Source organism: Psychrobacter sp. Pi2-51 (assembly GCF_904846665.1).
GTDB lineage: Bacteria > Pseudomonadota > Gammaproteobacteria > Pseudomonadales > Moraxellaceae > Psychrobacter > Psychrobacter glaciei.
In genome coordinates, this window is record NZ_CAJHBP010000066.1 from 1 (window position 1) to 1,038 (window position 1,038).

Here is a 1,038-nt window from a genome sequence, read left to right on the forward strand (position 1 = left end):
GACTCACTACCAATCGTCATACCTTGTTGACTGTTCAACTGCAACTCACCACCTTGGGCTTGTATCGCTACCGGCTTTGTATTCGCACTCACATGTAATCCCGATACGCTCGCTTCACCACCAACCCCAGAGAGCGAATCAATACTATCTGCCGTCAGCGTATAATTGCCTGCCACCACATCCGACTGGGTGCTGCCTGATTGCCTGACTATTGTTTTCGCCGTCCATAGCGTATTGCTTGCTGATGCGAGGATACTGTCTTTACTGACCAGCATCACATCAGCAGCGCCTAAGACTTCCGTATTTAGCGTCTCATCGATCACTTGCGCACTGGTTTTAAAGGCTTCTATCGACTGTCGGGCATCGCTAAGTGCCTCGGTTGATTGCAAGTGTGCCTGCTTTGCCTCTTTAAAGGTCTCGCTCAGCTCAGTGCCCATTGTTAACTGGCGTTGTCCTGCATCATTGACCCAAGCGGACTCGTGCTCTGACTGGCTGTGTCTGATACCGAAAGTGGAGAGTAGGACACCTGTATCGCCAGTGATTTGCAAGCCATGGTCGGTTGCTAGATTGATCCCTTGTCCGCTATCTGATGATTGATGATTGCTAAAGCGATGCCGCAGCAAGCCAAGCTCTAATACATGCTCATCAGGGGCAAAGGTCGCTTGATCTGTAATCGTTGGCATATCAGCATTGGCACGCGCCCCAGTATTAACCGTCCACTGTAGACCGATCTTGCTTGGCGTATCATCAAAGCTCATGGCCACTTCAGAGTCGCAGGTCAGCCCATACTGGGCGATACCCGATAGCCAGCCACTGTGTCCGTCATCGTCATTGATCTGTGAGTGACCCATACCACCGCCATGCCATCTAGGAGAGGCACCGCCTTGTAGGTTGTGTCTATTCGATAAGCCCGCATCGCAAGTAGTGATGTCTGTTGCGTCGACATCGCCCATACCGATACCGTCATAGAGCGATCTGCTAATCACTGGACTGTCGATATCGCCGTACCAATGGTTAAGCAGGACGGATTGTCCAAGC

General features: G+C 51.4%; 1 protein-coding gene. It reads right to left on the bottom strand.

All coding sequences use genetic code 11. The features are described from left to right. Positions 1–1,038, bottom strand: a 1,038-nt coding sequence (locus JMY08_RS13920) for a type VI secretion system Vgr family protein (protein WP_201593765.1), incomplete at both ends; no start/stop codon positions are given.